Raw genomic sequence first — 20307 nt, 5'->3', positions numbered from 1 at the left:
AATTTTTTCATTAATCCTTTTGGTCATTGCATCATTTTTATTGTATTTTTTTGTCTTAAAAGACTTTATTCATAAGCCCTGATTATTTAAAAATGTTTACCTACCAACTTTTTCTTAATCTAATGATTCTATGGAATTCATTATTTTTCTTTTTAAAAGTTGAAGTTTTAAGAGGCGTAGAAAATTGACCTTTTGTAAACAAAATACTTCAATTAAAAACCGATTCCCTGTAATATAAGGAATCGGGAGTTCTCTGGTATTTCAATTCAAGTACTTCTAAAGGAGGGGCGACCAGAATTATACTCATATTATTGAGAACCTTCATAATACTCCTAATAGGTAGGCTGTCTCATAGGAGTAAATACAAAGCTTCCAAGTTAGAAACTTTAAACGTACAAACGAGGTTTTCGCCGTTGGTAAATCTTTTAAGAAGCTTAATACTATATATTCCTACAACTTTAAAAATATATTCTTAAGATAATAACTTTCAATATTTAGATTATTAAAAAATAAATTTTAGATTTGTCTAAATAATATTTTAGGTAATGAAAATAGAATGGTTAAGTCTAATTATTTTTATCGCTTTTTTTACATCCTGTGAAAAATTAGCTGATGAATATGGTCCTGTTCCTCCAAAGGAAAATGAACTTCTTGATGGCCCTGTAGAAGGATTATCAGTTGAAGAGCAGATTCAGTTCTTGAATGGGGATATAGCGTTCAATGATGAAGTATTTACCGCAGAAACTGGACTCGGCCCCGTTTTCGTAGGTACTAGCTGTGTTAGTTGTCATTCTGGGGATGGTAAAGGTCACCCGTTTAATCAATTTATAAGATTCGGTCAAAGTGATACTTTAGGAAATCCTTTTGCAGACTTTGGGGATGGTAAAAATCAATTACAGAATAAAGCAATTCAGGGGTTTCAGCCTGAAAAGCTACCTCCAGGAGCACCCTTCACAACCTTGGTTGCGCCTGCGGTCACAGGATTAGGTTTTTTGGATGCTGTTCCAGATGAAAGTATACTTTCTCTAGCCGATCCTTATGATGAGAATGGCGACGGAATAAGTGGTAGAGCTCATTTCGCATATCCTCCTGAATATGTTCAAATTCGGCCAAATAGTATTTCACGTGGAGGTAAATATATTTTTAGGTTTGGTAAAAAGGCAATTAGTTATGACTTATTGCATCAAACAGTAGGTGCGTATAATCAAGATATAGGTATTACATCATTATTTGAACCTATAGATCCTTATAGCGGGCTGGAAGAGGACCCGGAAATCAGTACTCAGGTAGTTAACGAGGTGGTTTTTTATTTAAAAACCTTAAAAGCTCCGATACCTCGAAATCAAAATGATCCTGATGTTGTATCTGGCAAACAAATTTTTTCCCGAATTCAATGTGCTGCCTGCCATACCCCAAGCATGAAAACGGGATATTCGCCTATCGAAGCACTATCTAATAAAGGATTTCATCCCTATACAGATTTACTACTTCATGATATGGGTCCTGGTCTGGACGATGGATATACCGAAGGTTTTGCTGAAACATCCGAATGGAGAACCCCTCCGCTATGGGGAATTGGCCTTTCTGAAAACTCACAAGGAGGAGGTTTGTTTCTTTTACATGATGGCAGGGCAAGAAGTATTGAGGAAGCCATTTTGATGCATGGCGGTGAAGCCAAAAATTCAAGGGATGAGTTCAATGCCCTATCGAATCAGGAAAAAAAGCAACTACTTGAATTTATAAATTCATTATGATGAAAAGAAAAAAATTTATCCAAACCCTTTCCTCTGTTGCTATAACAATACCAAGTTTAGGTTTTTTACATTCATGCAGTGGAATTTACTATGCTACAGCAAAGGAAGAGGTAGATAAGTTAACCATAGCGAAGCATGAGTTTATTCTTGAAAAAAATAACAAGGTGTCTAAAAGAGAGTTTGTCCTTATACAAAATAACAAATACAGATTCCCTATTTGTCTATATAAAGTTGGTGAAGACTATATAGCTTCCTTACTAAAATGCACTCATCGAGGGTGCGAGCTTAATGTTGGTGGGGGTATCTATAGTTGTCCTTGCCATGGAAGCCAATTTTCCAATGAAGGAACCGTATTACAAGGACCTGCTGAACAAAAACTAAAAACATTTCCAACGAAAACAGACGATGAAAACATCTATATTTTATTCTCCTAATTATTTGATCATTACCTTAATATTGTTCACCCTCAGTGGAAATTTAATAGCCCAAAACGAGGATGATATACTTAAAAGAACGAAGTCAGATACAACAGATACTCAACTTAACATGGATGCGGTATACAATCGACCAGCTCTAACAATAAATAAAGCTCCGGTATCTATTGGGGGATATCTTGAAGCCAATTCGATATATGCAGTGGAAGATGGATTGACAGAAGGATTATCTTTTCAAGCACGACGTTTAACATTATTTCTGTCTGCCTCAATTAACAAAAGAATTAAATTTTTAACGGAAGTAGAGTTTGAAGAGGGAGGTAAAGAGATTGCCATAGAATTTGCTGCTATGGATATCTCCTTTGATCCTCTTCTCAATTTACGAGGTGGAATAATCTTGAATCCAATCGGTGCTTTTAATCAAAATCACGATGGTCCTAAATGGGAGTTTGTAGAAAGACCTGATGTGGCAGTAAAATTACTACCCGCCACTTTTTCTAATGCAGGTTTTGGAATGTATGGTAAAACAAATACTGGAGATTGGATTATCGGATATGAAGCATACCTCTCAAATGGATTTGACAATAGTATAATTAATAATTCAAAAGATCGAACCTCTCTTTCATCCGTTAAAGAAAATGAAGAGCGTTTTGAAGAAAATTTCAGCGGTGACCCTTTAATTACTACAAAACTCGCTATAGGAAATAGAAATATAGGTGAGGTTGGTTTTTCTTATATGGGCGGTACATACAATCGTGTAATGGAAGATGGACTACAGATAGATGAAAAGAATAGGAGGGTGGATGTCTTCGCTATTGATCTTAGCACTACTATTGAATCAACCGGCACTTATATTGTTGGAGAAGGCGCTTATGTGTGGGTGGATGTGCCAAAAACATTTACGCAACAGTTTGGAAATAAACAAGCAGGATTTTTTCTGGATGTAGTTCAACCAGTGTTGCAAAAGAAAATGTTCGGTTGGGAAAATGCATCCTTAAACGTCTCCGCTCGGACAGATTATGTTGATTTTAATATTGGTAACTTCACTCAAACTAATACAAATATAGGGGATGATTTAATTGCGGTTACTCCTTCCATAAGTTTTAGACCGTCACCTGCAACGGTTTTAAGGTTGAATTATCGTTATCAGTGGCAGAATGACATTTTAAATAATCCAGCCACAAAAACGGCCACCTGGTACCTAGGTTTTAGCACCTATTTTTAAGAATGATATGCTTTTTTAACTAATGGAGTGGGCTGCTCGGGGTAGCATGATTAGTTTATCTTTCGGATAGTATAATGAATGGTCTGGGCAATTATCAGCCCCTCGCGCACTATGTAGGAATCTGCTCCGTCATCTATTTGTGAACTGTCTGAATATGCAGTCCATTCCAGAAAAGCTATTTCATCTTCAGAAAGAAAATTGATATAGTTAAACTCCGCTTCGGGGAAATCCTTTATCAGCATTTTATTTAATTCCCTTAGTCCTTCATGTCCTTTATAAATACCATGCGTAGTAAGCAGGATCAAATCTTTGGAAAAGTTTTTCTGCAGATCCTCTTCTATAGATCCCTTTTTAGAAAGTTCCAGATGATCTTTTAATACTTCTTCTGTAGTTCTCATAGGCTAAAAATTTTATATTTAAACTAGGCTTTAAAAAATTGTTTGCAGCACATTCTATTTTTTGGGATCATCCCTTATGGACACCATTTTTCTTGTTGAGTTCCAAATACCGATCACTGCTGCCAGTATGATTATATTTTTCATGACATACTGACCTTTCATGGTTAATACAAATGGGAAATGGGAAAACATTTGTTCGGGAAAAATGAAGAAGGTTGAAAAAGTTCCTAACATATGCAGGAAAAGTAAGCCTAAAGCCCATTTCAAAAACTTCCCCGATAACAAGGATATGCCAATAAGGCTTTCAAAAATAGCCAATATAGGCATACAACTTCCTTGTGGAAAGAATTGGCCGGTGAGGGTACAAATGGTTGAGGAAGCCAAATCTTCCGCCGGGCTTAGCCCAACAAAAAATTTAACCATCCCAAACCAGATGAAAATTATGCCAATGCTCCACCTTAAAAAGGTTATGGCCTTACCAGAATTAAAATGGATTTTGTATTTTATCATTTAGTTGATAATTTTATTTCTGTTTTTAAAAGTTGTGCGGCTACAATCGTAAATACTACCTGTACGCCCGCAAAAATAATTAACGCCTGATCTAACCCTAGTTTCAATAATTCCCCAAAAATCAGACTACCGATACCAAAGCCCGTAAACAATGCAAAAACGTTGAGTCCCATTGCTTGTCCACCCTGTTTTTTGCCGCCCAATTCGGTTACTATACCTGCAAATAAAGGTTGCGTGAGGTCGTATCCGAAAGAAATCAAGGTGACTGCAAGGGCTGCAACAAGAACGGGTATTTCCAGAGCGAGACTGGCTGTTGCTATGGCTGCTGTTGCCAAACCTATTAAAATAATCGGATAACGCCCCCTACGATCAGCTGTGCGCCCTATAAGGGAACCAAAGAAAAATCCTGGCAGGCCATAACCGAGAATGGCCAAACCAATTTCTATTGGCCCCAGATCATACTTTTGCACAAAATAGACCCCTAACCAGGTATAAATACCTGAATGGAAGATCCCGTTCCAGAATACGAATAAATACGTCCTTAGCCCCCGCCGGAAAGCAAGTAGCCTGTAAAACCCACCTAACATGTTTTTTAATGAAGTATGGCCGGATTTATGAGGTTCCTGTTTCCAGCCCATTCGGGCTACTTGTATCCATAATGCCAAAGCGGCCAATAGTGCAGTTGCCAAAAATAACATGCGCCAGCCTGTATAAGGTTCCAACATTACCCCGGCGGTAGAACCTAAAGCCATTCCTCCTTCCATAGCGGCAAATAAAAGTCCCAGGGGTCTCCCCCTTTCCGAAGGTTTGAACATATCTCCTACAAGGGCCAGGGACATTGGCACCACACCGCTTGCCCCTAAACCCGTGAGCAATCGTAACAGGATGAGTTGTGAAGCAGATTGCACCAGGGCGGTTATCGCTGTTAATACAATAAAAGCCAGGAGGGATATTTGAAGTATGCGTTTTCTTCCAAATTTATCGGATAGGAGGCCATAAAAAAGTACTGAAACTCCATAAGCCAGCATGTAAGCGGGTACTATAAGACCAATCCGCTGTTCTGATACATTAAAAATAGTTGCCAGTTTAGGAATAAGTGGCGCTATCATATACGCCTGAAAAAATATTAAGCCCGCTGCCATGACCAGGGGTGGAAAAATGGTTTTTAATGGTTTATTTGAATTGGGATTTTCCATTACTCTGTATTATTTTTACTGGGAATTTTAAAGCTGTTATATTTATTTGGCTTCTTGAATAAACTGCCATCTCACAGTTATAAAGATGTCAAACATAAAATCTAACCTGGGGTGGTATCCTAATGTTAGCTTCCTTATTAAAAAAAGGAGCAACTTTTTAGCCGCTCCTATTGGAAAAAAAAATCCTACAACTGTTTTTTAAGCTGCCATTTTTTTACAGCTCTCGGCACAGGCATTGCATTTTTCTGCGCATTGCTTGCAAACTTCACTGTCAAACTTTGCACATTCATCAGCACAGGCTTTACATAAGTCGGCACAAATAGCACATAGCCGTTTTGAGTAATCAGACTGGCTGGCTAACAGCTGGACGCACGCACTGCATAAAGCAATACAATCCAGACAAAATTTGTGGCATTCTTTCATGTCTGGTTCCCCCAAATGTTGGTCAAGGCAAATTCTCGCCGCAGTAATGCAGGCGTTGCAATCATCGATACATTTTTGCATTTCTGAACTTAATGGTTTCATAATTTAAATGGTTTTAGTTACTTCCTGATCTGTTCGGAAATCAGAAATAAAAGATTAAGAGCCGAACCTCTTTTCAAATATCGACTCATAGCCCGGGGGGTAGGCAAGCCGATTAATAAAGATTTAACATTTTAATTTGATTAAAAAAAAAGGCAGCCAAAAATGGCTGCCATAAAAAGTTTCAGATTTTAATTTCAGTACGATGGTTTTGCTAACTGGCTTTTCCTATTCCTGCTTCGATAAGTTTTTCTTTGCTTATACCATTGTTTGTACAGCACTCAAGCAATTTTCCATCAACCGCCACCGCGGGAATTCTCTTTACACCGTACTCCTGCACTTTATCTATACAGGTCTTATCCTCACATTGTTCCACCAGGTTATAGGTGGTAATCTCGCAACTATCGCAGGATAATTCTTTTACCATTTTCACTACCGGATCGCATACCGGACAATTTGCCGTAAATATTTCTACTTGTCTTTTCATTTATATGAATTTAATTTAACAATCAGTTTTATCCTTATTTTCAAAGAACAGTTCAAAGATAAGAGCGGAACCAGGGTGGTCTCCAAATAAAAAAACCTGTTTTTGTAAAACAGATTTTAAATAGTATTAAATTAAATAGAAGAATATTTTACTCTGGTCTATTTTCAGAAATATAAGATTCTAGTCTTCGTTTAAGTTCATCAACCTCCTTCATTTTATCGGTAAGGCTGTTAAGCTCAAGATCAGGGAATTGTTTTCTTATGAATTCAATTCGCTCTTCATTACCGCAATTACCGGGACAGGCCTCCACCGTTTCTGAAATTGTAATCGCCAGCGCTTTGCGGTACACTTCATCTAAAAGAAGAAAATGCGCCTTATCAAGCCCTTTTTGCGCAGCTTTGAACTGGATCAGGATCTTTTCTGGATCTTTATTTTCATCCAGCATTTTTATAAGTCCGTTAAGCTGGCCGCTGATGCTCTGCAAGCGGGTTTTTATATCTTTACTTAGATCTCTAGGAATCATATTTTTAATTTTCAGCAAGATACATCTGGTGTGGGGGAGGTCTCCAAAAGTATTTTAAATTTTTAGCAGCAATTTGTTCCTTCCTGAATGGGTGGACAGGCAAGAGTACCATAAGAACAATAAACGCAGCAATCACCTTCCTTTGGTTTCAATAATTGACTGCAATTTTCGCATTGGTAAAAAAACTGACAGGCTGTTGTGGGCATTTCTTCTTCTTTTGTATGTCCGCAACCAGGACATGTAATGGTAGATACTAGTTCTATTTCCATAATCTTTTTATTTTTAAAGCATATGAGGGATATCTGATGACAATGTTGGATATGTAAATATCATTGTTCTTAACTCATTGATTTTTATTTTGGTCTTTATCGCCATGGCGAATAAATTGATGGTTTCCTCCGCGTTAGGGCCTATTAAATGGGCGCCAAGAATAGTCTGATTTTCTTTATCAATAATGGTTTTGTAGGCATATTCCTGAACATTTAATCGTTTTGCATTGAACCAGCTTTCCGCATTGTTATAATTAACTTGATATTCAATTTGTTGTGATTTGGCTTCTGCTTCGGTCAATCCTACTGATGCCAGTGTGGGTAACGTAAAAACTACGGAAGGCATTGGGGGATAATTGACTTTTTTCTTGTTCCCTTTAATGAGGTTTGAAGCCACAACATGTCCTTCCATCACCGCAACAGGGGTAAGGGGCAAGCCTTTAGAATCTGCCGAATCTCCCGCTGCATAAATATTGGAGTTAGAGGTGCTTTGAAGATATTCGTTGACTGTGATTCCTTTTTTTGAAAAAGATATCCCTGCTTTTTCCAAATCTAAATCAAAAATCGCTGGAGGACGACCGGCCGAGTTAAAGACAGATGCTGTCTTATAAGCTGACTCTTTTCCATCTGATTTTCCTGTTACTACATAATGGCCTTCTTTCTTTTCAATTTTAGAGACGTCGGTTTTCAAAACCAGTTTAATTCCTAGCTTTCGGGTTGCATCCACAAGATGTTGTAAAATGTCACGATCAAAGTTTTCCAATGGAAATTCTCCGCGATGTAATATAGTTACATCGGCACCGGCCCGCGCAGCGATATGAGCAAATTCAAAGGCAATGTAGCCACCTCCAATACATAAAAGTGATTTAGGTAGCTTTTTCAGGTTAAGGAATTCTGTACTTGAAAGTGCCAAATTTCCACCTTCAAAATCCAGTACCCGGGGTTTTGCACCTGTTGCGATTACGAATTTATCTGCTTCAATAACTTCATCTCCTACCTGTAAGGTGTTATTAGATACAAATTTAGCTGAAGTGTGATAGGTGTCTATGTCTTTATTCTTATATCCTTTTTCAATTTTAGGAGGCATGGCATCCACAAAAGATTGCTTAAAAGCCATAATATCTTCCCAATTGACTTCAGGTACGGTATCTATTCCATTTCCTTTAAGCCTTTGCGCAAAATCACGTACTTCAGTTGCTCCTATAATCACCTTTTTAGGATCACAGCCTCTTAGGGCACAGGTTCCCCCGTAGGGAAGTTCATCGGTAATTCCCACCTTAAGGCCTTTGGAGGCACATTTATTAGCAACGGTCATACCTGACATCCCGGAACCTATTACAAATACATCATATTTTTTCATCTACTTCTCTTCTTTATTTTCTGTAACGATTACTTTATAACCAGTTTTATTTATTGCTTCTCGAATTGCGACCAAATCAACTTTAGTTTTATCATATTCTACCACGGTATTGGCATTTTCGTAACTCGCCTTGACTGATAAAATACCATCCAGATTATTTACCTCACTTTCTACGTGGGCTTCACATCCTGCACAGGTCATTCCCTCAACTTCAAAGGTGTGCTTTATTATGTTTGATTGAGAAACATACACTATATCCTTACTGGGCTGTGAATAAAATATATTGGAATAATAAGGGAAAGCCAGCATCAATCCGGCAAATACTGTAACTATGAATAGAAAATTTTTGGACTGCCAAAAAGATGGTTTTGCTTCCTCGTCGCAGGCACAATCTATTTCTTCTTGTGTTTTAGGTTTCAATTTTAAATACCAGGCCAAACCAAGAATTCCTATAGTAAGCGCAATCAAATAAGGACGAAAAGGTTCTATCCAGGAAAAAGTGGTTACAAGTCCACTACTACCTGCTAAAATTGCCAGGAGGGGAGTAATACAACATACGGAAGCTGTTACTGCAGTAATTATGCTCAAATATGCCGGACTATTTGATTTTTGGGAAGTTTTCATTTTACGCAGTTTTTTTAACCATTTTGATAGTAGTGAAAACAGCATCAAGTACAGCTGTTTTATCCTTCACTAAAGAATAATATAAGGTTTGCCCATCTCTTCTTGAGGAGATAAAACCCGCATCTTTAATTTTCCGGATGTGTTGAGAGATTGCCGGTACGCTCATTTCTAAAATATCAGCAATATCACAGGGACATAATTCGTCTTCCATGTTCAAGAGGAATAAAATTTTTAAACGCACCTCACTACCAGCAATAGATAGTAGTTTGGTCATATCCTGAAAATTATCATCCATTTTTTCAAGAACATTTTTACAATTGAGAAGTTGTTGATGATCAGCTTGGGCTCTTGTACACGAAATTTCCATGGTTAATTTATTATTTAGATTTCAAAGGTATAATAAAATACGTATTTAAGCAAATACTTAAATAATGTAATTAACATATTCTGCTTTATACATTTAAGAGATTATGACCATTATCTATGAGTTGTATAGCAGTCAGCACATTACCGCTTCATTTCGCTAAATACTCCATTTTGGGTAAAGAGCTTTCTTAAGAATATCTTGAGCATCCTTTTCATTTTTTCTCTTGATGTATTCGATAAATAATAAGTTGTGCTAATCTTATAGCCTTATTCTATAAACTAAGTAACAAAGGACGCCCGCTTAATAGGAATTCCATTTATTCATTTACTTCGCTTCCGGTTGTTTCTCAATTTCAGTATTTCCATTTCCTTCCCGGCCGTTGCTGTCCCTACCTTTTTTGTAATGCAAAATACCAATATTTAGAAGTTAGTACAGGTTGCATAAGCCAGTCGTCCCTCCTTTTTATAAACCTTCCCTAATTCTAAATATTGAAAATGTATCAGCATCAAAAAAGGTAACAGCAAACGGCTCTATAGGAAGTAAATCAACAAATAACAATTATGAAATCATTTCAAAACAACATACCCGGAAGCGAAATAAAAAAATTAAAAAAGGAAAACGCTCCGGATATAATAAGTAAATCAATGTTTAATCAACCTATATAAAAAAGCAGGTATCTAAATCTTTTAATTATGAGTAATCTAAGAAATCAAGTACAGTTAATCGGAAACGTGGGGAATGCCCCTGAAATTAAAAACTTCGAAAGTGGTAAAAAAGTAAGCAGTTTTTCACTGGCTACCAATGAATACTATCACAAGGAAGGAGAGAAAATTCAACAAACCGACTGGCACAATGTAGTGGCCTGGGGAAAACAGGCACAGCTTATCGAGAAATATGTTGATAAAGGTAAAGAAGTGGCTATCCGTGGCAAACTAACTTCCAGATCCTATGAAACCCAAAGCGGAGAGAAACGATATGTTACCGAAATTTTAGTAAGTGAAATCCTCTTTCTTGGAAATAGAGAAATTACTGATTAAGAACCCAAAAAACAAAGAGGGCGTTCCCTTCGAAAGTTGCGCCCTCTTTTAATTATTAACCCTTTAAATAAGCTAATAATGAAATCCAAAGTTAATGAAATAGCGATAAGCTACAGCGGAAGTTTAAAAACAAATTTGCTTCCAAAAATAACCAGTTCCAGGTGTGCGGCAGAATTAGCCTTTGAGCAATGGAATAAAAATAATATTGAATTGCAGGAAACTTTTAAAATTATACTGCTCAATAATGCTAATAAGGTTAAAGGAATTTATGAAGTTTCGAATGGAGGTATTACCGGAACCCTGGTCGATGTTCGAATCCTATTTGCAGTAGTATTAAAGTCCTTAACCACGGCAATAATTTTATTGCACAATCACCCCAGCGGAACCCTTAGACCAAGTGAAGCAGATAAAAGCCTGACCAGAAAAATTAAAAATGCGGCATCATTTTTTGATGTTAAAGTACTGGATCATATTATTCTTATTCCTGATGGTAATTATTACAGTTTTGCGGATGAGGGAATTCTGTAATTTACCTGGCCAATGCTAACCAGATTTTAAACACTTCTATTTTTAGAGGTGTTTTTTTGGCTTAAGATTTCTCAACGAATCTTAAGCAAAGCAGCTCCAAAAGAAACACAAAAATAGTCTGGTTGGTTGTGCTCAAAAATAAGGAGCATTTCACATTCAGTTCAAGTAAAAAAGGAAAATCCGCTGTTACCTGGATTTTCCTTTCTATCATTAAATGAAAAATTCAAATGATTATAAATATAGAAAAAAATTATTCGTTAGGTATTCTTTGTCTTGATTTTATAAAAAAAATGTATCTTTATTTCGCTGATCTTCAGCATTCAAATTTACGCAGGGCTATCTATTTTTGACTTTCGCCGATAAACCTGCACATCAAAAAAAATATTAATCCGGAAATTTTTTCCGGGAATTGGCAAGTGGCTTTTGACTGTCTATTAAGACAGCCAACAGTCCAAATTGTACGGAATTTTTGTCCCGCGCTGCGGGACGAAAAGGAGTAGCAAGAGGGTAACACGCTACGCGATGTTAAACACTCCTTTTCGTTTTTAAATAACTGTAAATCAGTTGTTTAAATTATATTTAAATTCCTGAGTTTTAGCAATTTGCGACAAATGGCCCGCCAGCGCCCATTTCTAGGGAAGAATTTGCGACAAATCGGCGAATTATGGAATCATTTATCGGCATCAGGTTCAAAAAGGAAACAGCAAAACGGTTTCAGGAATTTTCAAGAACACACTTCAAATCACACACCGAAGCTCTGGAAACAATGCTCGACTTTTTCTTCTATAATGAAATTTCTCCCCACGAAAGATTGGGCCCAACCGGAAGGACTATCGAAGCTTCTTTTAAGAAACGTATTAATGCAGTTATTGCCATTGTGCGTGATATGGAGAAAACACAAACCAAACCCACCGCGGCGATGATCGCCTCCCTTTTTCAAACCGAAGTACCTCAAAAGAAACCACTCATCCTGGAAAAGAAAATCCTCCGGGAGAAAAAAGAGGGTGTTTCAAAACGGGAACAACATAGTCTGGAGAAGAAAGATAATTCTGATAATAACCTGTAAAATTTCTTGCTATGTATATCACCATGACACCTCAGAAGTTAGGGGGGAATTACTCCAAAAGTTCCGCCGGTTTTGTTAGCTACCTCGAAAAGGAAAATGAAGGAGTAGCGGAAGGGGCAAAGGAACATTTCTTTAATCAATATAAGGATGCCATCACACCTGAGAAAGTTGTCAAAGAAATTGATAACAATACCGCCAAGCTCAAAAAGAAAGAACCGAAATTTTATTCCATAACGGTCAGCCCTTCCAAATACGAATTAAAACGCCTGCAGAACAGTAGCGCAGATTTAAAAAGGTATATCCGGGAACTGATGAAAGATTATGTTGCCTGCTTTAACCGGGAAATAGACGGAAGGCCGATTAATATTAATGATATTAAATATTACGCTAAAATTGAACATAGCCGGAGTTTTAAAGGTACAGATCGCCAGGTTCGCGAAAACCAGCCTTATTCCACTAAAATCCTTCAACTCAAAAGTGAAATCCGAAAAATAGAAAACGGGCTGATGAAGGGAAGTATTCAAAAGCGGGAAAAGGAAATTGAGAAACTGGAAGCCCGGGCTCCACACCGGCAAGATGGTAAACGAATCGTACAGGGGATGCCCAAAGCAGGAAACCAAAGCCATATCCATATTATCGTAAGTAGAAAAGATGCCTCTAATTCGGTTAGCTTGTCCCCGGGAAGTAAATACAAAGCTTCAGAAGTTAACTTTAATGGTAAGACGGTTAAACGCGGATTTGACAGGGACCGATTTTTTGAAAAGGCAGAAAAGACCTTTGATAAAACCTTCGGTTACCAGCGCAATTTTGTGGAAACCTATACGGCACGAAAGGAATTTATCAAAAACCCGAACCACTATTTTACCGCGCTAATGGGATTACCGGCTAACGAAAAAGCACTTGCTTTTAAGCTGATCCGGGAATCAGGTATCCCGATGATGCCTAGTATTCCAACTTCACAGGCACAACTTGCCCTCAAAATTTTTAACAGGCTCAAAAAAGGGGTAGAGGTAGCCGTTAAATCAAGTTCAATCGGTATTTAATTTTAATTGTTATGGACATAGAAAATCTTGTTAGACTGCTTCTGATTACCGGGCTGGTAAGCATATTATTCTATATATGTTTTAGGCTTATCAACCGGTTTGCTTTTGTTTTGAATTTATTCCTGATGCTGGCCCTTGGCATTTGTGGGGTCCAGGATAACCAGTGGATTCCGGCTTTATTATTCCTGGGGTGTCCGTTGCTCCTGGTCAATACACTGATGTATGTTTTCTTGCATACCGATCAGGATAATAAAAAGATCGATAAAAGATACCAGGTCGGTTTTGCGACCACAAAAGGAAAATTTAAACTGGAAAATATTAAACGCGGCGCCTCCATTATTGGTTCTGCCGGGAGCGGGAAGACCGAAAGCGTGGTGTATGGCTTTTTAAAGCATTTTCAAAAGGAGAATTTTTGTGGGGTGATTCACGACTATAAAGATTTTGAGCTTACCGAAATGGCCTATCCCCTTTTTAAGGACCGGGAAATTCCCTTTAAGATTATTTCCTTTGATAAAATCATCCATAGGGTGAATCCCATCGCTCCACGATACCTGGAGAACGAGGAAAGTGTCAATGAAGTTTCCCGGGTTCTGGTGGAAAACCTTCTCGAGCAACGGGAATCAGGTACCTCGGGAACTACAAAATTTTTTAATGATGCCGCAGAAGGGCTAATCGGGGGACTGATCTGGAAATTAAAAACGGATTATCCTAAGTTTTGTACCCTTCCGCATCTTATCGCTATTTATCAGTTTTTAAATACCGATAGCCTGATCCAATTTTTGGAAACCAATACCACTTCCCGTGCAATGGCCGATGCCTTTATTAGCGGTAAAGATTCTGAACGGCAAACGGCGGGAGTAAAAAGTACGCTGGCCAATGCGCTTAAAAGAATCAGTACCCAACAGATTTTTATGGTACTTTCTAAAGATGAGGTTCCGCTTCATATTAATAGTGAGGAAAAGCCTTCGGTTATTTCCGTAGTGAACAATCCCAAATATGAAGCTTCCTACTCCCCGGTCATAGCCACAATCATCCATACCATTACCAAACAAATGAGTGTTCGAAATGCTAAAGCTTCTTTCCTACTGATGGAAGAAGCCCCCACCCTTCGTTTGTTGAATATGCACCGGATCCCGGCAACCCTGAGGAGTTATGATATCGCTACTATTTATGTAATGCAGGATAAGATCCAAAACGATATGATGTATGGGGATAAAGCCAGTAAGGCTATTTTAAGCAATTTGTCCTATCAGTTTTTTGGAAAGGTGAACGATCCCGATACTGCCAAATATTACGAGCGCTTTTTTGAAATTGTGAAAAAGCCCACAACCAGTGTCAACCGCGGGTACAGCCTTGATTTTGATACGAGGGTAACCACCGGGGAGAAGGAAATCCCAAAAATCCGAGCCGATGTTTTCTTTCGCCTGAACCAGGGAGAATTTATAACCTATGCAGATGGAAAGGATAAAAAGGTACAGTTTAGATTGCAGAATATTAGACGCGATCTGCCTTCGGCTAAAGATCAAAAACCTTATTCCAAAGCTGATTTGGAATCGAATTTTGAGCGGGTGTATAAGGAGGCCAGGTCTATATTTGACCAGTAATTATAAGTATATTTGTGGCGTTAAAATCTTTTTTATGAGTGAAACCAACCGTATAGAATATAAAAGGGAGCTTTCCGATGGTTTGGAGAAAGAAGTTGTTGCTTTTTTAAATTATCGTGAAGGCGGTATTATCTATATAGGGATTGATAAGGAAGGAAGAACTTTTGGGGTGAAAGATCCTGATAGTGTGCAATTGAAAATTAAGGATAGGGTAAGGAACAATATACGGCCTTCTGCACTTGGGTTATTTGATATTGTAACTGAGGAACGGGATGGGAAAGATATTCTGAAAATTATCGTAGCAAGCGGTTCAGAAAAACCTTACCATCTCAAAAAATTTGGAATGAGTGAAAAAGGTTGTTTTATACGGCTTGGTTCTGCGGCAGAGCCTATGTCACAAAAACTCATTGAAGAACTTTTTGCTACACGTACCCGAAATTCTATCGGAAAAATAAAAGCACACCGACAGGATTTAAGGTTTGAGCAACTTCATATTTATTACCAGGAAAAACAAAAGCCCCTCAACAAACAATTCAGAAAAAATTTAGAGCTAACTACGACAGGAGGTGACTTGAATTATGCAGCATATTTATTAGCAGATGAGAATAATGTTTCTGTTAAATTGGCTAAGTATAAAGGGAATACACGGGTCGATTTAGTTGAAAGTAATGAATATGGTTACTGCTCTTTAATAAAAGCCACTAAGAGCGTATTGGATAAAATGAACTTGGAAAATCGAACGATTACCAAAATCACCCATAGTGAACGAAAAGAACGTCGTCTTTGGAATGCCATTGCACTGCGGGAAGCCATTATAAATGCCTTTGTCCATAATGATTACACTCGTGAAATAGCTCCAAAATTTGAAATTTTTAGTGATCGGATAGAAATCACTTCTGCAGGTTCTTTACCGGATGGCTTAAGTAAAAATGAATTTTTTGAAGGTTTTTCGATTCCCCGCAACAAAGAATTAATGCGCATTTATAAAGACTTGGATTTGGTAGAACAACTTGGATCGGGGATCCCCAGAATATTAGAATCCTATAGTAAAGATTCCTTCCGGTTCTCTGAGAACTTTTTACGAATGGTTTTTCCAGCTTCAGAAGAAGTTTTTGATAAAACTACTAATGAAACCCCGCAAGTAACCCTGCAAGAGACCCCGCAAGTAACCCCGCAAGTTCAGGATCTCTTAAATGTGATTAATGGTGAAGATAGCAGAAGTGAGTTGCAATATCATTTAGGACTTTCCGATAGAGAAAATTTTAGAAAAAATTATTTGCAACCTGCCCTTGCCGAAGGCTTGATTGAAATGACCATTCCCGAGAAACCACAAAGTAGTAAACAGCGTTATAGGCTGACTGCCAGGGGTGCAAAAGCCAGAAAAATTTAAACTTTTAAAGTCGGAATTTTTCAAAATTATCAATTAGGATTATTAATAAACCGATGGGAGATCTTTAGTTTTAAATTACGTTCCCCATCCTTTTCATTAAGTTCCAATATCGCCCTCCTTTCTTTAGACAAGGAAAATTTTGGCATAACATAAACCAATCTTACCGTTTGTTTTTTTCCAATCTTAGCCGGCAAGTTGTACTTGAAAACCGGATCCTGGTATAAACGCTGCAGGGATTTCTTCTTTCCCTTTTTGCGGGTTTCAATCGCCAGGTTTAAGAAATTAAGATCATAATCCAGGCTGGATCTATTCTCAATTTCGATCACAAAATAGAGCTGCTCTTTATTAAAAACGATATTCTCAACACTTAAAATAATACCGTTCTTGCGTTTTTTTATGCGGCCTATGCGTTGCTTTTTACTCAGCAGGTAGCTGCAGAATCTGCGGTAATGATCTTCCTTCTTGTTTAAGTTCTTTTGCGTTTTTTTGTCCTTAACTGAATCCTTGACAACTGGCTTTTCTTTTCCAATACTTTCCGCTTCAGGGATAAAATAGTTCAGCCGGGAAAGCTGTTTCTTATACTTCAGGATATAGGAGAATACCGAACCATTTGTTCCGATAACAAGTAAATTACTTTCTCTGCCGGGCTTGGCCTGCAGCAGTCCGAAGTGTTGCTGCTTTTCCCGGTTGTAGGTAAAGACAAAATGCTCAGCACCGGTAATACCCTGGCTAATTTCCTCTGGAAAAAATAGCGCAACATTCTTGTACTCATTAGCGTAAATAGTGTCCAGTTTTTCTTGGGCTTGTGCACTGGTGAAAACTATCACCAGTAAAGCGGCTGTTGTTAAAAGATAATTTTTCATAAGAATTGTTTTTATAGGTTAGCTGTTCCCCAGTTAGCCTTTGGTTTGCTGGCTTTGAGAATTAATCTGTAATTATTTAGAATGGTCACTTTCACATTGCGGTTATTTCGCCTGAATACTTTGCTTATTCCAGTGACCTGTGGTACACTTGGGATATTAATATCACCGATTACATCATCCAGGACTTCCGTGGTTACTTCCGCCCGGAAATTGTTCTCGATGTAGATACCTTCGCTACCATCTTCAAGGTCAAAGGCTTTTAGGCTAGTTTGATGCTTATTGATATTTTCAATCTCAATCAGGACACGATTAGGCTGAAAACTAACAAAACCAAAAACCGGGGTGTTTTTGGGAATAAGTTTATCACCAATCCTGGCAGGCTGCGAAAGTCGCATCCGAAGCCTGGAGTTGGCTTTAACTACCTGGGTACCATCAACCATCACGTTAATTTCCTTATCTGTATTGCTGGTAGTACCATCTTTAGGTGCTTCGGGAGCAGAAGCAAAGAATAATTGATGCTCCAGTCCCATTTCTTTGGCTTCGATTTTTCGCTTTTCCTCGATTTCCGCAGTATCTACTTTTGGTGCTCTTTCTATTAGTGAGGGGCTGTTATTCTCCGATGGACTGGTTTGCGGGGTTTGCTTGAGGTTTGCGATTTGTGCTTGCCGTGCTTTTCCCAATTCATAAATACTATCGATCTTGCGCTCTTTTTCTTTTTCCAAAAGCTCGGTATCGTAATAGCCTAAAGAATCCAAGAACGTTTCATCATAAATACTTGGCGCATTCTTATCCCGAACTTCTTTGAGGTTATCAATAGCCTCCAGTTTGGACTCATAGGTTTCCTGGCTTTCTTCTTCAAGATCAGGGATCTCAGTTTGCCGGAGGTTTTCCTGGTGCTCTTCATCCTCCCCGGTGATCATTAAGGTATAGGTGACAAGAAAAATCACAATGACCACCAGGACGCTAATGAATACGATTTTGTTCTTTTCAATTTTCATCGGTTCTAATTTTAATTTTGTGAGGGTACTTTTCTTAAACTGTTTTCGAAATAATCCGTAATGAGGAGTCCGTGAGGGTTATGGGGAAAGTGACGATCTACGATGAGTAATTTTCCCGTGCTTACTAGTTCATAGGTGTCTACTATATTGCCGCGGTTGATTTCAAAAATAACAGTGGTTTTAAAATGGTACGATTCCTCCTTTTCTTCGAGCTGCGAATCGATCGTTAATATCTTTTGGACCAGCGAGTACTGCAATAAGCGGTTGTAAACCCCTTCGGCCTTTTTCTGCCTGTATAGGTTGTCTACAGAACTATTGCCCAGCCATAATGCTTTTTCCAGGTTTTTCTCATAGTTGCTGGCATCAATATTATAGAAATAGGTATGAAACAGCTCCAAATGAGCCAGGGCTTCTACCTGGAAGTTTTCTTTTTGGGTCACTAGTTTTAATGGAATTATACTGCCGTCGGTATTGATGGCAAAGGCACTGTTCAAGGCTTTGTTTCTTGTTGAGATGGCCATCCAAATGGCAAAAACACTGCAGCCCATTGAGCAAAGCACTACGGCCAGCACGATAAAGCGGTTGAGTTTTAATATCAAATAGATATTTTTATATGGTGTTTTCATTTTTGAACTATATTTTTCAATGACTAAATTGGTTATATCGGTTGCTGCTGATTAAGTGGTGAAAAGTCTTAGGGTAAATGAAATGGCCCGCCGGTAGAGTTTGAATTTTAAAAACACGATAAAAACTATCGAACCCAGCTCTACAACCGGTGCAAAAAAACCGCTCCCGTAATCCGTACCGAATAGGTTTTCCCAAAAATTGGTGTTGATCTCCGTATACAGAGCATTAATAAACACATTAACCAGGAAGAATGCAGGCACCAGCATATATACTGCGGCATACAGCCTGAAAAAACCATAGGCCATCGAGCGAAACTTTTCAAATACCGCCAGGCTTAGTACCAGCGGAAAAAAGGCCTGCATAATACCCAAGAGGAAATAACGTTCCGCAAGGAATAAGGGATAGATGAATAAATCCAGAATCCATAGAAACAGGCTAATTAAAAATGCAAAGGTTTTAAAGCCATATAGTGGTGTGACTAAGGCCTCATAGAGTAAAGCCATAGCTTTACGCATCGCCCCCATAGGGGAGACATCTTCCTCGATGGGGATCTCCTGCATCTGCAGCGGAAGAAGGGCAGGGGCTGTATCTCGGTACTGGTTTTCAATAGCCACAAGAATATTGTCAAAGAAGCCCAGGATTTGCGTTGAAAAAATAACCAGCAGGACCACCGCAAAGTTCTTGGCCAGATCCGCGGGGGAAAGCCCCCAGGTATAGCCCTGCCTGTCGGCTATGCCTTCATTATACTTTTTAAGGATGTTGACCAAAAAGAAGAGCACCGCCAAGGTCTTCATGCCGACAATGGTATACCGAGAAAATTCGCTTTCCTGGATGGTTTGGAAAACACTATCGATATATTCGACTCCTACGGCCAATATAATTACCCCTTCCATCATCAAAAGCCTGTTTCCCGGTTATTAATCCTGTCCTGCATTTCCCGAAAAGAAATGATCTCTCGGTAACGCTTGGTCTTTAGCCGCACATCGGTGACCATCTCTTTCGACTCGAGTTCTTTTTGCTTTAAAATCTCCGCCCGCTCGGCATCACTCATTTTTAAATGATCACTTGATAAAATCTCATCGATAAAGCTTGCGGTTTCCAGGGAGTTATCTACCACGTCACTGAAGGATTGGGTCACCCTGCTTATTTCGTCGGGTTTGATATAAGGGGAATTCAAGATATCCCGAAGGTCATCCTGCATTACCGCAATAAGGCGTTGGTTGTTACGACCTATCTCACGAACGGCTTTTAAATCCTGTACCACGCTATTGACCTTCTCAATATTCTCTTTCTGTGCCTTTAAAAAGTTGACGGTCTTGACCAAGTTAGCAGTTTGCTTGGCCGATTCCACCAGGGATTTAACCAGGCTGACAAAGTTCGTATTATCATACACCGGCATCCCCTGGCAGGCAGCGCCTGCAGGCAAGCATAAAGCTAAGGCCAGTGAGAGAACCAAGGTTTTGTGTTTGTTTTTCATATCGA

At 38.5% G+C, this 20307-nt stretch carries 23 protein-coding genes; 10 read left to right on the top strand and 13 right to left on the bottom strand.

The features are described 5' to 3' along the window. The first annotated feature begins 545 nt into the window (after positions 1 to 545). Genes FG27_RS06770 through FG27_RS06760 form a run of 3 tightly spaced genes read left to right on the top strand, consistent with a single transcriptional unit; the run spans position 546 to position 3413 of the window. Complete coding sequence (locus FG27_RS06770) at positions 546 to 1754, top strand: di-heme oxidoredictase family protein (protein WP_013073438.1); 1209 nt, start codon at positions 546 to 548, stop codon at positions 1752 to 1754. Next, a complete protein-coding gene (locus FG27_RS06765; RefSeq protein WP_013073437.1) occupies positions 1751 to 2188 on the top strand; it encodes a ubiquinol-cytochrome c reductase iron-sulfur subunit in 438 nt (145 codons plus the stop codon). Before FG27_RS06770 ends, FG27_RS06765 begins: the two co-directional genes overlap by 4 nt. Next, positions 2160 to 3413, top strand: a complete 1254-nt coding sequence (locus tag FG27_RS06760; RefSeq protein WP_037317188.1) for a hypothetical protein — start codon at positions 2160 to 2162, stop codon at positions 3411 to 3413. Before FG27_RS06765 ends, FG27_RS06760 begins: the two co-directional genes overlap by 29 nt. 50 nt (positions 3414 to 3463) lie before the next feature. Here the strand turns inward: FG27_RS06760 and FG27_RS06755 are convergent, their stop codons facing one another. Next, positions 3464 to 3811, bottom strand: a complete 348-nt coding sequence (locus FG27_RS06755; protein WP_037317185.1) for a nuclear transport factor 2 family protein — start codon at positions 3809 to 3811, stop codon at positions 3464 to 3466. A gap of 205 nt (positions 3812 to 4016) precedes the next feature. On the opposite strand from FG27_RS06755, the gene FG27_RS19380 reads away from it, so the two are divergent. Further along, positions 4017 to 4325, top strand: coding sequence for a hypothetical protein (locus FG27_RS19380; RefSeq protein WP_156284927.1), 309 nt, complete (start codon positions 4017 to 4019; stop codon positions 4323 to 4325). Here FG27_RS19380 and FG27_RS06745 read toward each other — a convergent pair. From FG27_RS06745 to FG27_RS06715, 7 genes are all read right to left on the bottom strand, one after another. Continuing rightward, positions 4318 to 5517, bottom strand: a complete 1200-nt coding sequence (locus FG27_RS06745; protein ID WP_037317179.1) for an MFS transporter — start codon at positions 5515 to 5517, stop codon at positions 4318 to 4320. The two genes, FG27_RS19380 and FG27_RS06745, sit on opposite strands and share 8 nt — an antisense overlap. Positions 5518 to 6253: 736 nt before the next feature. Continuing rightward, a complete protein-coding gene (locus FG27_RS06735) occupies positions 6254 to 6526 on the bottom strand; it encodes a thioredoxin family protein (protein ID WP_037317174.1) in 273 nt (90 codons plus the stop codon). A 148-nt stretch (positions 6527 to 6674) separates the two neighbouring features. Beyond that, a complete protein-coding gene (locus FG27_RS06730; RefSeq protein ID WP_037322012.1) occupies positions 6675 to 7049 on the bottom strand; it encodes a metal-sensitive transcriptional regulator in 375 nt (124 codons plus the stop codon). Positions 7050 to 7111: 62 nt separating this feature from the next. Beyond that, complete coding sequence (locus tag FG27_RS19375) at positions 7112 to 7318, bottom strand: GDCCVxC domain-containing (seleno)protein (protein WP_081912600.1); 207 nt, start codon at positions 7316 to 7318, stop codon at positions 7112 to 7114. A 13-nt stretch (positions 7319 to 7331) separates the two neighbouring features. Then, positions 7332 to 8678, bottom strand: coding sequence for an NAD(P)/FAD-dependent oxidoreductase (locus FG27_RS06725; protein WP_037317171.1), 1347 nt, complete (start codon positions 8676 to 8678; stop codon positions 7332 to 7334). Continuing rightward, positions 8679 to 9302 (bottom strand): mercuric transport protein MerTP, encoded by a 624-nt coding sequence (gene merTP, locus FG27_RS06720; RefSeq protein ID WP_051935782.1) that lies wholly within the window; start codon positions 9300 to 9302, stop codon positions 8679 to 8681. Between the two features lies 1 nt (position 9303). Further along, entirely contained in the window at positions 9304 to 9669 is a 366-nt protein-coding gene (locus FG27_RS06715) for a metalloregulator ArsR/SmtB family transcription factor (protein WP_037317168.1), read from the bottom strand. A gap of 692 nt (positions 9670 to 10361) precedes the next feature. On the opposite strand from FG27_RS06715, the gene FG27_RS06710 reads away from it, so the two are divergent. The 6 genes from FG27_RS06710 to FG27_RS06685 all read left to right on the top strand — a co-directional run bounded on the left by FG27_RS06710 (position 10362) and on the right by FG27_RS06685 (position 16337). Continuing rightward, the gene (locus tag FG27_RS06710) at positions 10362 to 10706 is read left to right on the top strand and encodes a single-stranded DNA-binding protein (RefSeq protein WP_037317165.1); all 345 of its coding nucleotides are present in this window, start codon (positions 10362 to 10364) and stop codon (positions 10704 to 10706) included. Positions 10707 to 10784: 78 nt separating this feature from the next. Next, positions 10785 to 11234 carry a RadC family protein gene (locus FG27_RS06705; RefSeq protein ID WP_037317162.1) on the top strand — a complete coding sequence of 150 codons (450 nt, stop codon included), beginning with the start codon at positions 10785 to 10787 and terminating at the stop codon, positions 11232 to 11234. Between the two features lie 664 nt (positions 11235 to 11898). Further along, a complete protein-coding gene (locus FG27_RS06700) occupies positions 11899 to 12300 on the top strand; it encodes a BfmA/BtgA family mobilization protein (RefSeq protein WP_037317159.1) in 402 nt (133 codons plus the stop codon). 11 nt (positions 12301 to 12311) lie between these two features. Further along, complete coding sequence (gene mobB / locus FG27_RS06695; protein WP_037317156.1) at positions 12312 to 13343, top strand: MobB family relaxase; 1032 nt, start codon at positions 12312 to 12314, stop codon at positions 13341 to 13343. A gap of 11 nt (positions 13344 to 13354) precedes the next feature. Beyond that, positions 13355 to 14947, top strand: coding sequence for a type IV secretory system conjugative DNA transfer family protein (locus tag FG27_RS06690; protein WP_037317153.1), 1593 nt, complete (start codon positions 13355 to 13357; stop codon positions 14945 to 14947). Between the two features lie 34 nt (positions 14948 to 14981). Beyond that, positions 14982 to 16337, top strand: coding sequence for a Fic family protein (locus tag FG27_RS06685; RefSeq protein ID WP_037317149.1), 1356 nt, complete (start codon positions 14982 to 14984; stop codon positions 16335 to 16337). 29 nt (positions 16338 to 16366) lie between these two features. Here the strand turns inward: FG27_RS06685 and FG27_RS06680 are convergent, their stop codons facing one another. From FG27_RS06680 to FG27_RS06660, 5 genes are read right to left on the bottom strand one after another with little or no spacing between them, the layout of a single operon-like run. Then, the gene (locus tag FG27_RS06680) at positions 16367 to 17200 is read right to left on the bottom strand and encodes a DUF4138 domain-containing protein (RefSeq protein WP_037317146.1); all 834 of its coding nucleotides are present in this window, start codon (positions 17198 to 17200) and stop codon (positions 16367 to 16369) included. Positions 17201 to 17211: 11 nt separating this feature from the next. Then, positions 17212 to 18198 carry a conjugative transposon protein TraM gene (traM, locus tag FG27_RS06675; protein WP_037317143.1) on the bottom strand — a complete coding sequence of 329 codons (987 nt, stop codon included), beginning with the start codon at positions 18196 to 18198 and terminating at the stop codon, positions 17212 to 17214. Between the two features lie 11 nt (positions 18199 to 18209). Continuing rightward, on the bottom strand, positions 18210 to 18824 hold the full coding sequence (locus tag FG27_RS06670; RefSeq protein WP_037317140.1) for a conjugal transfer protein TraK: 615 nt from the start codon (positions 18822 to 18824) through the stop codon (positions 18210 to 18212). Between the two features lie 51 nt (positions 18825 to 18875). After that, the gene (locus FG27_RS06665; RefSeq protein WP_037317136.1) at positions 18876 to 19718 is read right to left on the bottom strand and encodes a hypothetical protein; all 843 of its coding nucleotides are present in this window, start codon (positions 19716 to 19718) and stop codon (positions 18876 to 18878) included. A 2-nt stretch (positions 19719 to 19720) separates the two neighbouring features. Further along, the gene (locus FG27_RS06660; RefSeq protein WP_037317133.1) at positions 19721 to 20302 is read right to left on the bottom strand and encodes a conjugal transfer protein; all 582 of its coding nucleotides are present in this window, start codon (positions 20300 to 20302) and stop codon (positions 19721 to 19723) included. Positions 20303 to 20307 lie beyond the last annotated feature (5 nt).

The organism is Salegentibacter sp. Hel_I_6 (assembly GCF_000745315.1).
Lineage (GTDB): Bacteria > Bacteroidota > Bacteroidia > Flavobacteriales > Flavobacteriaceae > Salegentibacter.
Note: the sequence above shows the minus strand (reverse complement) of the source record. Positions and strands in the feature narration are given on the sequence as shown.

What these genes read in the sequence shown, in the direction of transcription:
- FG27_RS06770 (WP_013073438.1), top strand. Translation starts at nt 546, where the DNA reads ATGAAAATAGAATGGTTAAGTCTAATTATTTTTATCGCTTTTTTTACA.
- FG27_RS06765 (WP_013073437.1), top strand. Translation starts at nt 1,751, where the DNA reads ATGATGAAAAGAAAAAAATTTATCCAAACCCTTTCCTCTGTTGCTATA.
- FG27_RS06760 (WP_037317188.1), top strand. Translation starts at nt 2,160, where the DNA reads ATGAAAACATCTATATTTTATTCTCCTAATTATTTGATCATTACCTTA.
- FG27_RS06755 (WP_037317185.1), bottom strand. Translation starts at nt 3,811, where the DNA reads ATGAGAACTACAGAAGAAGTATTAAAAGATCATCTGGAACTTTCTAAA.
- FG27_RS19380 (WP_156284927.1), top strand. Translation starts at nt 4,017, where the DNA reads ATGAAGAAGGTTGAAAAAGTTCCTAACATATGCAGGAAAAGTAAGCCT.
- FG27_RS06745 (WP_037317179.1), bottom strand. Translation starts at nt 5,517, where the DNA reads ATGGAAAATCCCAATTCAAATAAACCATTAAAAACCATTTTTCCACCC.
- FG27_RS06735 (WP_037317174.1), bottom strand. Translation starts at nt 6,526, where the DNA reads ATGAAAAGACAAGTAGAAATATTTACGGCAAATTGTCCGGTATGCGAT.
- FG27_RS06730 (WP_037322012.1), bottom strand. Translation starts at nt 7,049, where the DNA reads ATGATTCCTAGAGATCTAAGTAAAGATATAAAAACCCGCTTGCAGAGC.
- FG27_RS19375 (WP_081912600.1), bottom strand. Translation starts at nt 7,318, where the DNA reads ATGGAAATAGAACTAGTATCTACCATTACATGTCCTGGTTGCGGACAT.
- FG27_RS06725 (WP_037317171.1), bottom strand. Translation starts at nt 8,678, where the DNA reads ATGAAAAAATATGATGTATTTGTAATAGGTTCCGGGATGTCAGGTATG.
- merTP (WP_051935782.1), bottom strand. Translation starts at nt 9,302, where the DNA reads ATGAAAACTTCCCAAAAATCAAATAGTCCGGCATATTTGAGCATAATT.
- FG27_RS06715 (WP_037317168.1), bottom strand. Translation starts at nt 9,669, where the DNA reads ATGGAAATTTCGTGTACAAGAGCCCAAGCTGATCATCAACAACTTCTC.
- FG27_RS06710 (WP_037317165.1), top strand. Translation starts at nt 10,362, where the DNA reads ATGAGTAATCTAAGAAATCAAGTACAGTTAATCGGAAACGTGGGGAAT.
- FG27_RS06705 (WP_037317162.1), top strand. Translation starts at nt 10,785, where the DNA reads ATGAAATCCAAAGTTAATGAAATAGCGATAAGCTACAGCGGAAGTTTA.
- FG27_RS06700 (WP_037317159.1), top strand. Translation starts at nt 11,899, where the DNA reads ATGGAATCATTTATCGGCATCAGGTTCAAAAAGGAAACAGCAAAACGG.
- mobB (WP_037317156.1), top strand. Translation starts at nt 12,312, where the DNA reads ATGTATATCACCATGACACCTCAGAAGTTAGGGGGGAATTACTCCAAA.
- FG27_RS06690 (WP_037317153.1), top strand. Translation starts at nt 13,355, where the DNA reads ATGGACATAGAAAATCTTGTTAGACTGCTTCTGATTACCGGGCTGGTA.
- FG27_RS06685 (WP_037317149.1), top strand. Translation starts at nt 14,982, where the DNA reads ATGAGTGAAACCAACCGTATAGAATATAAAAGGGAGCTTTCCGATGGT.
- FG27_RS06680 (WP_037317146.1), bottom strand. Translation starts at nt 17,200, where the DNA reads ATGAAAAATTATCTTTTAACAACAGCCGCTTTACTGGTGATAGTTTTC.
- traM (WP_037317143.1), bottom strand. Translation starts at nt 18,198, where the DNA reads ATGAAAATTGAAAAGAACAAAATCGTATTCATTAGCGTCCTGGTGGTC.
- FG27_RS06670 (WP_037317140.1), bottom strand. Translation starts at nt 18,824, where the DNA reads ATGAAAACACCATATAAAAATATCTATTTGATATTAAAACTCAACCGC.
- FG27_RS06665 (WP_037317136.1), bottom strand. Translation starts at nt 19,718, where the DNA reads ATGGAAGGGGTAATTATATTGGCCGTAGGAGTCGAATATATCGATAGT.
- FG27_RS06660 (WP_037317133.1), bottom strand. Translation starts at nt 20,302, where the DNA reads ATGAAAAACAAACACAAAACCTTGGTTCTCTCACTGGCCTTAGCTTTA.